11 protein-coding genes and 1 tRNA gene are annotated in these 14,896 nt (G+C 36.1%); 2 read left to right on the plus strand and 10 right to left on the minus strand.

Translation table 11 applies throughout. The annotated features are described in order from the left end of the window. The first annotated feature begins 10 nt into the window (after positions 1 to 10). Together YW9_RS0109145 and YW9_RS0109150 are read left to right on the plus strand one after the other, a co-directional pair. Positions 11 to 1,774: a RagB/SusD family nutrient uptake outer membrane protein gene (locus YW9_RS0109145; protein WP_026193937.1), complete on the plus strand. Its 1,764-nt coding sequence runs from the start codon at positions 11 to 13 to the stop codon at positions 1,772 to 1,774. A 139-nt stretch (positions 1,775 to 1,913) separates the two neighbouring features. Beyond that, positions 1,914 to 2,510 carry an NAD(P)H-dependent oxidoreductase gene (locus YW9_RS0109150; protein ID WP_018279869.1) on the plus strand — a complete coding sequence of 199 codons (597 nt, stop codon included), beginning with the start codon at positions 1,914 to 1,916 and terminating at the stop codon, positions 2,508 to 2,510. Between the two features lie 63 nt (positions 2,511 to 2,573). On the opposite strand, the gene glgP is transcribed toward YW9_RS0109150, so the two are convergent. The 10 genes from glgP to recA form a co-directional block, all read right to left on the minus strand. Further along, positions 2,574 to 6,824 carry an alpha-glucan family phosphorylase gene (glgP, locus tag YW9_RS0109160; protein WP_155848763.1) on the minus strand — a complete coding sequence of 1,417 codons (4,251 nt, stop codon included), beginning with the start codon at positions 6,822 to 6,824 and terminating at the stop codon, positions 2,574 to 2,576. 192 nt (positions 6,825 to 7,016) lie between these two features. Beyond that, a tRNA-Phe gene (locus tag YW9_RS0109165) sits at positions 7,017 to 7,089 on the minus strand. 109 nt (positions 7,090 to 7,198) lie between these two features. Further along, positions 7,199 to 7,819, minus strand: coding sequence for a TatD family hydrolase (locus tag YW9_RS0109170; RefSeq protein ID WP_018279872.1), 621 nt, complete (start codon positions 7,817 to 7,819; stop codon positions 7,199 to 7,201). Then, positions 7,816 to 8,268: a D-aminoacyl-tRNA deacylase gene (gene dtd / locus YW9_RS0109175; RefSeq protein WP_018279873.1), complete on the minus strand. Its 453-nt coding sequence runs from the start codon at positions 8,266 to 8,268 to the stop codon at positions 7,816 to 7,818. The genes YW9_RS0109170 and dtd overlap by 4 nt, the downstream gene beginning before the upstream one ends. Positions 8,269 to 8,418: 150 nt before the next feature. Beyond that, positions 8,419 to 9,645: a hypothetical protein gene (locus YW9_RS13160; protein ID WP_155848764.1), complete on the minus strand. Its 1,227-nt coding sequence runs from the start codon at positions 9,643 to 9,645 to the stop codon at positions 8,419 to 8,421. 18 nt (positions 9,646 to 9,663) lie between these two features. Further along, positions 9,664 to 10,440, minus strand: a complete 777-nt coding sequence (locus tag YW9_RS0109185) for a hypothetical protein (RefSeq protein WP_018279875.1) — start codon at positions 10,438 to 10,440, stop codon at positions 9,664 to 9,666. Then, complete coding sequence (locus tag YW9_RS0109190; protein ID WP_018279876.1) at positions 10,430 to 10,975, minus strand: RNA polymerase sigma factor; 546 nt, start codon at positions 10,973 to 10,975, stop codon at positions 10,430 to 10,432. The genes YW9_RS0109185 and YW9_RS0109190 overlap by 11 nt, the downstream gene beginning before the upstream one ends. Positions 10,976 to 11,234: 259 nt before the next feature. After that, a complete protein-coding gene (locus tag YW9_RS0109195; protein ID WP_147269755.1) occupies positions 11,235 to 11,711 on the minus strand; it encodes a hypothetical protein in 477 nt (158 codons plus the stop codon). Between the two features lie 80 nt (positions 11,712 to 11,791). After that, entirely contained in the window at positions 11,792 to 13,537 is a 1,746-nt protein-coding gene (gene aspS / locus YW9_RS0109200; protein ID WP_018279878.1) for an aspartate--tRNA ligase, read from the minus strand. Positions 13,538 to 13,656: 119 nt separating this feature from the next. Then, positions 13,657 to 14,796, minus strand: a complete 1,140-nt coding sequence (gene recA / locus YW9_RS0109205) for a recombinase RecA (protein ID WP_018279879.1) — start codon at positions 14,794 to 14,796, stop codon at positions 13,657 to 13,659. Positions 14,797 to 14,896: the final 100 nt, after the last annotated feature.

Raw genomic sequence — 14,896 nt, forward strand, 5'->3', positions numbered from 1 at the left:
AATAAACATTATGAAAAATATAATATATGCACTGATAATTACCATAGGATTATACTCTTGTGATATCGACAGATTTCCCCACGGAAGTATGTCTTCGGAAAAAATAAAAGGTGACCCCGATGGTTCACTTGATGGATTACTTAACGGCTGTTACGCACAGATGAAAGGTTGGTCGGATGTGATGCACCGCTGTGGCGAATATGCTGGCGACAATATGATGATTCGTGGAAGCTCCACTGACGCCTTTTATGAATTTATATCTTATTCACGTACACCTATCAATTATCGTTTACAATCTTTTTGGGACAGTGGTTATAAAGTAATTGCTCAGGCATCTAACATCATTAAGTTAATTCCAGAAGAAACAGCTTCTGATGAAACCAAAAGCAAATTAGGTGAATGCTACTTTTTGAGAGGAATGATGTATTTCTACCTTTCAAGGGCTTACGGGCGACCTTATTCTCAATCTCCTGAAACAAATTTGGGAGTACCCATAGTAAACGGAACCCCAGATGACCTTGTGAATTTGACACTTCCTGACCGTGCCACTGTTAAGGAAACTTATGAACAGGCCATCAAAGACTTGACAAAAGCAGAAGAGCTTATAACACGCGAGAGAGGAAATGCCTACGCTTCAAAAGAAGCAGCTCAAGCTCTTTTATCTAGAGTATATCTTTATATGTCAGGAACTTACGAAAATTCTAACACCAATTATGCTCAACTTTCTGTTGACTATGCTTCCAAGGTTATCAACTCTGGTAAATACTCTTTGCTTGATCGTCAATCTTTTATGAGATACAATACCTTAACACCAGAGAACAACAAAGAATCTATCTTCGTAGTAAAAAGAGTTGCTACAGAGTTTTCAGGATACGACCATTATTACGGAATTGGTGGTATGTACGCCAACATTGGAGGAATGGGTTGGGGAGAAATGTATGCCAGTGCCAAATACATCGATTTACTCAACGAAACAGGACGCAATGATTGGGCAAACAGAAAAATTGTTGATGCCCGTGCAAGTTTTATTGAACCTCAGTATGAAGTACCTGTCGATATAAAAGGATATAACGAAAAACATAAACAAAAAGTCTTCCGATTTATCCATAAAATGAAAAATGAACAAGGACAACATACTGGTTATGGATATATACAAGCCCCGTTGGATTACGATTATGAGAATAATGTATTGAAAACGCCTACTTGTTTCATCACGATTAACAAAGTGGAAACTCCGTTCACTCTTAAAGTTGTAGATGTTTCACAAGGAATGTATTCTATTGAATATGAAGGAGAAGTATATCAAGGAGTTATAGATGATTTGATGAAATTAAATCGTGCTTATCCTATGTTCTACATCACCAAATGTTCACGTGAGGGAGAAGATTCACATCTGCATTCACCTGTAATTTCTCGTTTAGCTGAAGTTTACCTGAACAGAGCTGAAGCAAATGCCAAATTAGGGCGTTATGGCGAAGCACTTGCAGATTTGAACACTATTCGTGAGCGTTCCATCATTGGTGGAGGTTATCCTTCTTTAGATGCTTCAAATGCCAGTGAATTGATTGATAAGGAACGTCAATTAGAATTAGCTTTTCAAGCTGAGCGTAGTTATGATGTGTTCAGAAATGGCAAACCTCTTAAACGTCACTATCCAGGCCCTCATAATGCACTACAAGATATTTCTGCAGATGATTACAGAGTTGTCTATTACATTCCGCAAACAGCGATAAATTCGTACCCAGGAACACTTACACAAAATCCTACGAAATAACTTTTTCTAAATAAAGCAGTTTAAATAAACAATAGCGATGTATCGCTATTGTTTATTTTTTATTTACACACAAATTACAAAAAATAAATGTTACCTTTGTGGCTAGATAAAATGAGTATGTAAACCAAAATTAAGTAATATGAATTTTTTAGATTTAGCGAAAAATAGATACACAACAAAAATTTACCAGAATAAAAAAATTTCTGAAGAAAAAATAAACGATTTAAAAGAGATTCTGCGTTTAGCTCCTTCCTCAATAAACTCACAACCTTGGAGATTCATCTTTGTTTCTGATGAAAACAAAAAACAAGAATTGGCAAAAGTTTCCTTTTTTAATGAATCAAAAATCAATAATGCAAGTCACTTAGTTGTATTCTTAGGATTTGATGACCTTGAAAAATTTGAAAGCCAAATTCGAAAGTGTTTACCAGAAGGACAAATCAATTATTACTTACAGAATGTAAAACCTAAAGGTGAGGAAGTTACAAAAAAATGGTTACATCGACAAGTGTATATTTCTTTAGGTTATTTTTTAAGTGCCTGTGCTTCAATGGGAATTGATAGTACACCTATGGAAGGAATTCAAATGGAGAAATACGATGAAATCTTACAACAAGATGGTTATAAAACACTTTTTGCCGTAGCAATCGGTTATCGTGATTCAAATGATAGCAATCAACCTGATAAAAATCCTAAATCACGTTTACCTCTGGAAGAAGTTATTTTTGAATTATAAAATCAAAAAAAGGAGTTAGAAAAGTTCTAACTCCTTTTTTGTATGTCAAATAAATTGCATTTCTTACAACCATTTTACTAAAGCAAAATCCTGACGATGTGGCAATAAATCATTTTTAGGGAATATACGTACTGCTAATTGTAACGAACCAGGATAATCCGTAACTACCTCAAGTACATAGACTCCTTTACTTCCTTCTTGCGAAACAGGTGTAAATTCCTTCTTATCCACTACCTTTATGCGTCCGTCTTTATCTTCTTTAGCAATAACTAATTCTACTCCAATATCGCTCACTTTCAAATCTCCAATATCTAAAGTAATTTGCCCTTTATAGTTTTTACCTATTGAGATAAGTTGTTTATTCTTATTTGGCGTAATTACCTCAACAACCTTGATATTATCCCACTCTTGGCTTACCTTGCGTTTCCAAGCTGAAATTTCTATTGCGGTAGCATAATTATTCTTTTTCAAACTTGCTGCACGTTCACTCATAGGATAATAGAATTGATTTTCGTAATCCGTTAGCATTCGTGTTGTTGTGAAGTTTACTGCTACTTTAGCAATTGTATTTTTGATGAAAGAACACCATCTTTGCGAGATTCCATCTCTGTCTTTTTCGTAAAAGGCTGGGGCTATCTCATCTTCAATGATATTGTAAATCGTTTCGGCATCCATCTCGTTCTGATATTCTTGGCTTTCATAGGCACGTTCCATTGGTAATGCCCAACCAGCATCTTCACGATAACCTTCTACCCACCAACCATCAAGTACACTGAAATGCATTACACCATTCATTGCTGCCTTTTCACCACTGGTTCCTGAGGCTTCTTGCGGACGTGTAGGTGTATTCATCCATACATCAACCCCTTGAACCATATGACGAGCCAATTCCATATCATAATTCGGAATGAAAAGAATTTTTCCTAAGAATTGTGGTAATTTTGATATTTCGACAATGTGTTTTATCAAATCTTGTCCTGCTTTATCCGCTGGGTGAGCTTTTCCTGCAAAAATAAACTGTACAGGACGCTCTGGGTTATTCACGATTTTATCCAATCGGTCAATATTTGTAAACAACAAATGTGCACGTTTGTAAGTTGCAAAACGACGAGCAAAACCAATTGTCAGAATATCTTTACGTAAATTTTCTTTGATTTCAATTAATTGTTTTGGAGAGAAATAGGGTGTATTCTTTTCTAAACGTAGTTTCTGCTCCACACGTCTTAAAAGTTTGGCACGTAGTTCAGTTTTTACTTCCCAGATACGTTTGTCTGAAACCTTATAAATTCCTTCAAAACTTTTTGGGTCATATGTATGTGTTTTAAAATCTTCACCAAAAACTTCATTTTCAATTTCTTTCCATAATCCTGCTGTCCAAGTTGGTTTATGTACTCCATTGGTTACATAGCTGATATGTAATTCTTCAGGCATATATCCAGGCCACAAATATTTGAAAATATCTCGGCTCACTTCTCCGTGCAGCCAACTTACTCCATTTACTTCCTGAGAAAGATTTGCCGCCAAATTACTCATCGAGAATTTTTCTTTCGGATTGTACAAATCTATCTTACCTAAGGCTAAGATTTGCTCCCAATTCACGTGTAATTTCTCCGTATAATTCTCGATATAAGCACGTAACATACCTTCTTCAAAGAAATCGTGTCCTGCAGGAACTGGTGTATGCGTGGTAAATAATGACGATGCACGAACTACCTCCATCGCTTCGGAGAATGATAAATTATCGTTTTGGATATATTCGCTAAGTCGCTCTAAACCAATAAATGCCGCGTGACCCTCATTACAGTGATAAACATCTGTATCAATGCCCAATTTACGCAACATTTTGATACCTCCTAAACCTAAGAGCATTTCTTGTTTCAAACGATTTTCCCAATCACCTCCATATAAGTGGTGTGTTACAGATCTGTCATCATCTCTATTATCTTCAAAATCAGTATCTAATAAGTATAATTCTATCCTACCTACATCTACACGCCAAACTCGTGCGTATAAGGTTCGTTGTGGTAGGTCAACCGATACAATTAACCATTTGCCATTAGGTTCAGTTACAGGAGTTACAGGGATTTTAGAAAAGTCTTGTGCTTCATAATCAGCCTCTTGGTTTCCTGCGGAAGATAACTTCTGTGTAAAATATCCGTAGCGGTACAACAAACCAACCCCTGTTATCTTTGTAGCTTTATCACTAGCCTCTTTCAAGTAGTCTCCCGCCAGAATTCCCAATCCTCCCGAGTAAATTTTTAGTGAAGAATGTAATCCATATTCCATACTAAAATAAGCTACGGAAGGGCTATCCATTTCTACCTTTTTTGCCATATAATGCTGAAAATCATCATATACTTTTGATAATTTTTTCATAAAAACAGCATCGTTTTCTAATTCTTTGTATCGAGAAAGAGAAATTGTATCAAGTAAAGCAATTGGGTTTTTGCGAGAGTCAATCCATTTTACGGGGTCGATACTATAGAACAACTCTGAAGCCTCGTTATTCCAACACCACCATAAGTTTTTGGCAAGTTCTTCAAGAGGCTGTAATGCTTTTGGTATCGCTCTGTGAATGATAATGTTACGCCAAACAGGAGTATTAACCATTTTACTTTTTTCTAAAGCTGAAGAGCCCTCAGTATCAATGTTTGGTAAATTGATTACTCGGTCTTCAATACTGGTTAAAGTAAGTTCATATGTTTTAAAATAGTGCTGACTTAAGTTCTTCCACAAAGCAATCTCTGAAACTTTACCCGCTGTTTCACGTAAAGTCTCAAAATCATCATCTTTCATTTGCAAAAGCGAAACTATATTTTTAGTAACTTCTGCTACTACATCTCCATAATTTCCATCATTACGCGAAATAACCTCAATGGCATTCTGTTTTTCAGAATAATATTGTTCTACCCATTTTCCGAATCCTGCTAATGACGTAGTTATAGTAGGAACCTTGAAAGCCAAGCTTTCCAAAGGTGTATACCCCCAAGGCTCATAATATGAAGGGAATACAGTTCCGTCTACTCCAATAAGCAAATCGTAATATGATAGATTAAACACTCCATCATTTCCATTCAGATAGCTTGGACAGAAAATCACTTTTACTTTGTCTTCCTTACGATTGAAAAGCTGTTGTTCGTGTATTCTTCTTAAAACCTGGTCATTATACGTATCTGATAAATAATGCGTAAGATGTTTTTGTTCATTTTCTTTAGCCTGTTGCGGATTCTCCAAGTTATGTAATAATCCTTGATTTACCCCTTCGTGAGCTGTAGGAATAAGAACGAAAGCAAGTACTTCTTTTTTATTTTTAGTACTTCTGTTTAAAGCTCCTAATGAGTCGATGAAAGCGTCAATTCCCTTGTTTCGAAATTCATATCTTCCGCTAATTGCCACAATTTTTGTATCTTCACTAACAGAATATCCCACAAGTGCTTGTGCAACCTTATGAAGTTGTTTCTTAGCTTCTTTGCGTTTTTTATCAAAAGTTTTCGTCGCTGGAACGATAGAATCTTCAAAACCATTTGGTGTGATAATATCTGTTTTTCGCCCTAAGAAATGTAATGCTTCATTGGCTGTAAGTTCACTAACGGTGGTAAAGGTATCAGCCGTTTTTGCTGCGGCTTTCTCCAAAAAATGTTTATGCTGAACACCAAATCGGTATGCCATTTCCTCAGGATTATAGCCTTTCATATTGTCATAAAGTGGATAGCCATTTCCTGCAATTGAACGCCCTACCACTGTTGCGTGCGTAGTGAAAACAGAACCTATCTTCGGCATTTTGTCCTCAATGTAAAGCACACCACTTCCTGTCATCCATTCGTGGAAATGGCAAAGTACATTCTCACGTGAAGCTGTATTGAATTTCACGTAACTTTCTATAACTTTTGCTGAAGCATATCCAAAAAGTACTGATTCTATGTAATCCCACGAACTATTGAGTGAATCCAACTTGTATGTATCCCAATAGTAACGCAAAATCTCATTTTTATTACTTATGTAACGAGCAAAATCAACCAAAATTACTATCGGATTGCCTGGTATATTCCAATTCCCCACACGAACACGTAGTCCTTCACTTTCTGCTTTGGCTTTCCAAGATTTGAATAAATCCTTATTCTCCACAAACTCCTTACTTTCAGTATGTTGCCATACATCTGGACCTATGAGAATATATTTATTTTTGAATTTCTTAGTGATACTCAACGCCTTAGTTGAAATAACGGTATGAATACCTCCTACTTTGTTACATACTTCCCAACTTGTTTCAAAAACATAGTCGGGGTTTAATGTTACTTTCTTTGTTGGCATAATTTAAAATATGTTGTTGCTATTATTAACTATTTTTTTTCAAGAGGTAAAGGTACAAATTAATATTTTCCTTAGCAAGAATAATAAGAAAAATTTACGATCTAAATAAAAAACAAAAACCACAGTTTTCACTGTGGTTTTTGCAATTCCTAATCCTTAAAAATATGAAAAATTTCCTCTATGAAGAAGATCTCGTGGTACCTCCAGGAATCGAACCAGGGACACAAGGATTTTCAGTCCTTTGCTCTACCAACTGAGCTAAGGTACCAGTTGTTTTGCTTTGCGAGTGCAAATATAGAAACTTTTTTACAACTTACCAAATAATTCTCAGAAATTTATATGACTTTTTACACAAAAACAATACTTTCAGCTGATTTTCAACCAATTGACTCAAAAATTTTCTCTGTGAAAATTTTTATTTCTCCCTTCAATTCACTTGCTTTATGATATATTTCAGAGATATCAATGTCCGAATTATCTGTCTCGAAAAAATAGCTTCCTTGAGGAATTGTTTTAAACACATTCTGCAATTTTTCGTTTGTAAGTAATTCCTTTCCGAAAGAAAGATATATTCCTTCTCTCAAAAGCATATCGCATACAGACTGATTCTTATTAAATCCGTGTAATATCCACATCTGACGAGGTCGAAACTTCTTTTTGCAACTAATTAGTTCACTGTATGCTTTTACACAATGAATGATGAGTGGCTTTTTCAGACTTTCCGATAATTCTATATGTTTTTTGAATATGATTTTTTGTAATTCCAGACTTTCGGAGACATTTTTGTCCAGCCCACATTCGCCAATAGCTACACAATTAGGATGTTCAGCAACATTCACGAGTGTGTTCCATTGCTTATTCCAATCTTCCAGATACCAAGGATGAATCCCGACAGAAAACAAATCGGTTGTATCAGCCGTAAATGGATACTCATTTCTTATAACAATGGTATCAGAGGACGATTTTTGCGTGTGCGAATGTACGTCTAAAAATTTCATTCTTTATTTTTGGTATCTATAATAATGGTAACAGGACCGTCGTTGCACAGACTAACTTTCATATCAGCCCCAAACTCCCCTGTTCCTATTTCTTTGCCTAAATCATTTTTAAGCTGACTTACGAACCTCTCATACAATGGTATCGAAATATCAGGTTTAGCTGCTTTGATGTAACTCGGTCTGTTTCCTTTTTTGGTAGAGGCGTGGAGGGTGAATTGCGACACTACGATAATTTCTCCGTCAATATCTTTGACAGATAAATTCATCACGCCATTTTCATCATCAAAAATGCGGAGATTCACAACCTTTAATGAAAGCCATTTCACATCTTCATCGGTATCGGCTTCCTCTATGCCAACCAAAATCAATAATCCTTTGTCAATTTTTGAAGTTACTTTATTTTCGATAACCACAGAGGCTTCCAACACACGTTGTATTACTATTCTCATCTGTACTTCCTACCTATTTTATTTATTCAATTATTTTCAATTACAAAAGTAAACCTTTTTTCGTTAACCCTACAATTTCTGAAAATAAAAAGAAGAGGAGTAAATACTCCTCTTCCGACGTAAATTATAAAACTTGAAAACACAATCCTTCTACAATCCCCAACGCAGACCGAAAGAAAGCGGATATTCCTTAATTGGGCTATTTCTGAAAAGTGGAACGAGACTATATTTTGTGTAGAAAACAACATTTCTGTAACCAATATGGGCTGACAATCCATACACCCAATCATTTGTACTTAATTTGTTGTAGCTCACTTCCTTGCTTCTGTTTCTGTTCTCGTTATAATACTTCACTTTTTGTTTGCTGGTTAATAATCCGCCGACATATGCCCCCACACCCAAACGGAATCCTCTGTTGTACTCCCTTTCTCTATAGTCGTAATGCCCGTCCAAGTTCATTTCCAAACTAATTGGAATTATTAAATACGTCGCTCGAAATTTCGACTTATACGCCTCATAGGGATATGGCTGTATCGAAGTTACGCCCTTATCATTAACGAAATACTCACTGCCTTTCATCTTCAATTTATTAATCATAAGAGAGTAGCCATAGTTGATACGAAGTAATTCATTGTCTCTGAATAGCCGTGTACTTCTACCCGCTCCTATTTCCAATGATTTTGACCCCCATACTTTGAATTTATCACTCCCAAAATTCCCTGCACTACTTAATGTATGAAATCCTAAAGCTATGTGAGACCCTGATATGGTACGTTTTGACTTTCTGGGAGTCGGAAAAATATTAATTTCTGTCCTTTCTCTATTCTTTTTACTTTTGGTTATCCTAACCAAGCCCAAAATATTTATATCTTGTACTTCTGTGTTGATAGTATCTGGATACTTCTGGCTATCTTCATTAGATATATTATTTGCTAATGTATCCGGTTCGGTTGAGAAAAGTGAGTCCAGCTTTTGCATTGCTCTATCAATCTCTTTTTCAATATGAATATTTCTATATTTTTGAATAGAATCCTGCTTGGAGAGTTTTTCCTCCATTATTTTTTGCTGCATTGCTCTATCTTCTTTCAACAGAAGTATAATTTTGTCCTTTTCTTTTTTAATTTTGTTCTGAATACTATCTTTTGCTTGTGAAGAAAGGCTCTTTTTCATTTTGTTGGCTGTGTATTCGGATATTTCTTTTTTCTTAGCCATTCTATCGATCACGATGATTTTCTCTGTCAGTAACTTTTTTTCTTTGTTAATGATAGAATCTATCCTTTCTTTTGATTTTTGAATTCTTTTGTTGTAATCGTCTTGTCCTACAATCATTTGTGGAAGAAACAGGAAGATAAATAAAATAAAGTTTATAATTCTCATATGTTATATATTTAAAAATTAGTTATCTCTTTTCATAGAATGAAGTGCGATTTTCAATTTGTCATACTCATCGTTCACTTTGTCAAAAAACAAACGAACTTTGTATCTAAAATATGACTTCTCAATATCTGAAAGTATCTTTTCAGCGTCTAAATTTTCTTCTATATATTTGTTCAACTTTGCTTCAGATGAGGCAACGAGTAGCAATTCATCAGGAGTAATATCGGTGAAGTACATCGTCTGAAAGATGCTATCAACACGCTGTTCAAAAATGGACTCTTCCTGAAGTGCTAAAAATATTTTATCTGCAGAAAAATCCTCTAAAACCTCATCTACATATGTTTTCGAAGAAGAAGAAATTTCATCTTTTAATATTTTTTTTGATTTATCATCCTTGAAGGGTTCTTTTCTGGTAACGAAGTCTACCTTATTGATTTGATAATGCTTTTCGGAAGTTATTGAATTTGTGTATTCTGTTTTGAAGCTATCTTTTTGTGTTTTGTGTAATTGAAAATCTTTAGTAGCGTTATTTTTTAGTGATTCTGAATTTTTATTAGCGATTGCGTATTCTTCTATCTGAGTATCTTCATCAAAAAAAACTCTATTACAGAATATCGCCATTGATAGTAAGGATACCATAAACGATGCGGCAATGTAATACATAAATTTTTGCTTTTTCTTCTTAACATAATGGTTATTCAACTGATTTTCCAACTGATTCCAGAATTCTTGTGTGGGTATAATCTTTCTATCCTCAAAGACATTTTTCACACGATTTTTCCAATTATTTTGCATAATGATATTTTTTATTAGTTAGTTTCTCTCTCAATAATTTCTTGCTATATGCCAGTTGCGATTTGGAGGTGCCTTCCGAAATACCCAATTCTTCTGCAATTTCTTTATGGCTGTACTCTTCAAATACATATAAGTTGAAGACCATTTTGCAACCTGACGGAAGCTCATCAATGAATGCTTGTAAATATTCTTGCTCAAACAATTGCTCACACGATATTTCCTCTACATCATCGTAGGAATTTTCCCAATCCAAATACATTACCTTTTGGCTTTTGCTTCTCAAAAAATCAATGGCTTCATTTACTACGATGCGTCTCATCCAAGCATATAGGTGTTCTTGTTCCTGATAGTCTTTCAAATGGGTAAAAATTTTGAAAAAAGCTTTTAACAGAATGTCCTCAGCAAAGTGCAAATCATTAATGTACAAACGGCACACACTCAACAAGGAGGAAGCATACGCCTCATAAAGCTCCTTCTGTGCCAAACGTTCATTTTGTTTTGCTCTTTCAATAAGATACTTTGTATCCGATTTCATTTTTATACTCTTCGACATTCTTGTTAAGTAATTCTATTAATCTTTTTTCTTATTTCATTCCTTTGTTAAGTTATTTTACCTCCTCGAAAGGCTATTTGTACTAATAAACGAAAAAAAGAAGACAAAGGTTGGAAAGAAATCTTTGAATATCAAAAAAGGCTACCCCTACAACAAGGATAACCTTTTCCTTTTATATGAAAAATTTAAAATTCAGTAATGATTTCAAGCAAATTTATAACTAAAATATCACAACACAAATCTATAAATTATAACTTACTCCAAAGGATAAGCTCATCAAATCGGGGTAACCAGGCACAAAGGACGTCGTCAAATCGAATCGCTCATTTAAAGCGTATTTGTATTCAAATTCTCCGCCATACCACAAAAACAAATACTGCCAACGACTTTCCTTGCTTCCTTTAAATACGTTCGGATTATGATAGCCCTCTAATTTTTGCCAATTCTTACGAAATACTAAAGTAGGACCTAAACCTCCTGATAATTTGTGTCTTTGAATTTCAAAAATCCTAAAGCGAATTCCAATATGCGAAAACCCACCGAACTGAACCGCACAATCAGCATAAACCCCTTGTGCAAATTTGATACTTATACCCTCATAAACAAATTTTTCAGCAGAAATAATCGCCCCCAAATTCAGAACAAAATAAGCATTCTCATCTAATTTATTAGGCATTAAATGAGCATTTTGCCTTTCTCCCAACGGATGGAAACTCAAACCAAAGAATTTTATTCCAATATTATCTTGCCCTAAGCATTGAGATGAAATTAATATTACTAAAACTATAAGGTATTTTTTCACTTTAACCTGATATGCAATTCGTCAAGCTGTGCGGAGTCAATCGGTGAGGGTGCGTCAATCATTACATCGCGTCCCGAGTTATTTTTCGGAAAGGCTATAAAATCGCGGATAGTTTCTTGTCCGCCCAAAATGGCAACCAATCTATCAAACCCAAAAGCCAAGCCTCCGTGTGGCGGTGCCCCATATTTAAAGGCGTTCATCAAGAAGCCAAATTGAGCCTCTGCTTGTTCAGGCGTAAAGCCTAACAACTCAAACATCTTCGCCTGTAATTCTTTATTGAAAATTCGGATAGAACCACCGCCTATTTCGTTTCCGTTCAGCACCAAATCATATGCGTTGGCACGTACCACAGCCGGATTGGTATCAAGCAAGGGAATATCTTCCGGTTTTGGAGATGTAAACGGGTGATGCATTGCAAAAAATCGGTTCTCTTCTTCGTTGAACTCCAACAATGGGAAATCTACTACCCATAGCGGAGCAAATTCGTCCGCTTTGCGTAAGCCCAAACGCTCGGCAAGTTCCATACGCAAGGCTGAAAGTTGCCCACGCACCTTGTCGGCTTTTCCTGAGAGAATACAGATAAGGTCTCCTGCCTTTGCCTCAGTGCGTTCCGCCCATTTTTGGAGGTCTTCTTCGCTGTAAAATTTATCCACTGACGATTTGAAGCTACCATCATCATTGCATTTAACATACACCATACCTGAAGCTCCTACCTGTGGGCGTTTTACCCATTCGATTAAAGCATCGATTTCCTTACGTGTGTAGCTGTTAACCCCGGGAACGGCAATCCCTACCACCAATTCCGCTTCGTTAAATACCTTGAAATCTTTGTGTTGTGCGATATCGTTAAGCTCACCGAACTTCATTCCAAAACGGATATCGGGTTTGTCGTTTCCGTAGGTTTTCATCGCTTCGGCATAGGTCATTCGTGGGAATTTCTCAATAGAGACGCCTTTTACTTCCTTCAACAGATGTTTTGTAAGTCCCTCAAAGGTATTGATGATATCTTCTTGCTCCACGAACGACATTTCGCAGTCGATCTGGGTAAATTCTGGCTGTCTGTCAGCACGTAAATCCTCATCGCGGAAGCATTTTACTATCTGAAAATATTTGTCTAATCCGCCGACCATCAAAAGTTGCTTGAACGTTTGTGGCGACTGCGGAAGAGCGTAAAATTCTCCCTCGTTCATACGACTTGGCACCACAAAATCCCTCGCTCCCTCAGGAGTTGATTTTATCAGCACGGGTGTTTCCACCTCAATAAATCCTTCTTTAGAAAGATAATTCCTCACTTGCATCGCTACCTCGTGACGGAAAATCAAATTGTTGCGAACTGGCGTACGACGAATATCCAAATATCTGTATTTCATACGAATATCTTCCCCACCATCAGTATTATCTTCAATGGTAAAAGGAGGAAGTTCCGATTTGTTCAATACGACCAATTCCGAAACCAAAATTTCGATTTCTCCGGTGGGAATATGATTGTTTTTAGCCTCACGTTCAATGACTTTTCCCGTTACCTGAATTACGTCTTCGCGAGAAAGTGTTGTAGCCAATTCCAACACGTTTTTGTTGGTACGTTCTTCGTCAAAAATAAGCTGAGTGATGCCATATCGGTCGCGGATATCCACCCAAACCATAAAACCTTTATTGCGGATTTTTTGTACCCAACCACTGAGGGTAATTTCTTTATTTACATCGGAAAGGCGAAGTTCGCCACAAGTATGTGTTCTGTACATTTTTAGAAATCTGTTTTACGACTGCAAAAGTAGCATTTTTTTAAGAATTGATGGCTTGAAAATGTTTTTTTCAGCAAACAAAATAAAAGCCACTTAAAAAAGTGGCTTTTATTGAAAAATTATTCTTCATCATTGTAATCATCATCTTCGAATTGGTCATCATCATCGACCTCTTGTTCTTCAGTTACTTTAGAGATAGTTTTTTTCCCTTTTTTAGGTTTATCCGAAGGGTCATTGTTTTTCAAAAACTCTCTGATTTTGGCTTCAAGTTCTTCTGCCAATTCAGGATTATCTTTCAAAAGAGCTTTAACAGTATCACGCCCCTGTCCTAATTTGGTTCCTTCATAACTGAACCAAGAACCACTTTTTGTGATAATGTTTGCATCTACTCCAATATCAATAATCTCACCAATTTTCGAAATTCCTTCGCCAAACATAATATCAAACTCAGCTGACTTGAATGGAGGAGCCACTTTGTTTTTTACAACTTTTACTTTAGTTCGGTTTCCGATAATCTCTCCGTTGGAATCTTTGATGGTCCCACCACCTGCTTTGCGAATATCCAAACGCACAGAAGCGTAGAATTTTAAAGCGTTTCCTCCCGTAGTAGTTTCAGGGTTTCCGAAACTAACACCAATTTTATCACGCAATTGGTTAATGAAAATTACAATACAATTGGCTTTATTGATGCTTCCTGTTATTTTTCGGAGTGCCTGTGACATTAATCGAGCGTGTACCCCCATTTTCGAATCCCCCATATCTCCCTCTATTTCACTTTTTGGAGTAAGGGCAGCTACAGAGTCAATAACAATTAAATCTACTGCATTTGAACGGATTAGAGCATCTGCGATTTCAAGAGCTTGTTCTCCGTGGTCGGGTTGTGAAACTAACAAATTGTTGATATCAACACCTAATTTGTGAGCATAAATTCTGTCAAAAGCGTGTTCAGCATCAATAAAAGCCGCAGTTCCTCCTGCTTTTTGAACCTCGGCGATTGCGTGTAACGTCAGCGTGGTTTTCCCTGAAGATTCAGGCCCAAAAATTTCAATTACTCGTCCCTTTGGGTATCCTCCAACCCCCAGAGCCATATCCAAACTCACTGAACCTGTTGAAAAAGTTTCAATTTCTTCAATAGTAGCGTCGCCTAACTGCATTACAGTTCCTTTTCCAAAGGTTTTATCAAGCTTTTCTAAAGTTAGCTTTAAAGCGTTAAGTTTCGCTTCTTGTGGGCTTACTTCTTTAGTATCTTTTTTTGCCATTTTTCTAATATTTTCTAAATCTGATTTATTGGGTTGCTAAGTTAGCATTTATTTTTAGAGAATACAAATCGTTGAGCAAAATCCTACAAAGAAAAACAGC

This window comes from Capnocytophaga cynodegmi DSM 19736, from assembly GCF_000379185.1.
Taxonomy (GTDB): domain Bacteria; phylum Bacteroidota; class Bacteroidia; order Flavobacteriales; family Flavobacteriaceae; genus Capnocytophaga; species Capnocytophaga cynodegmi.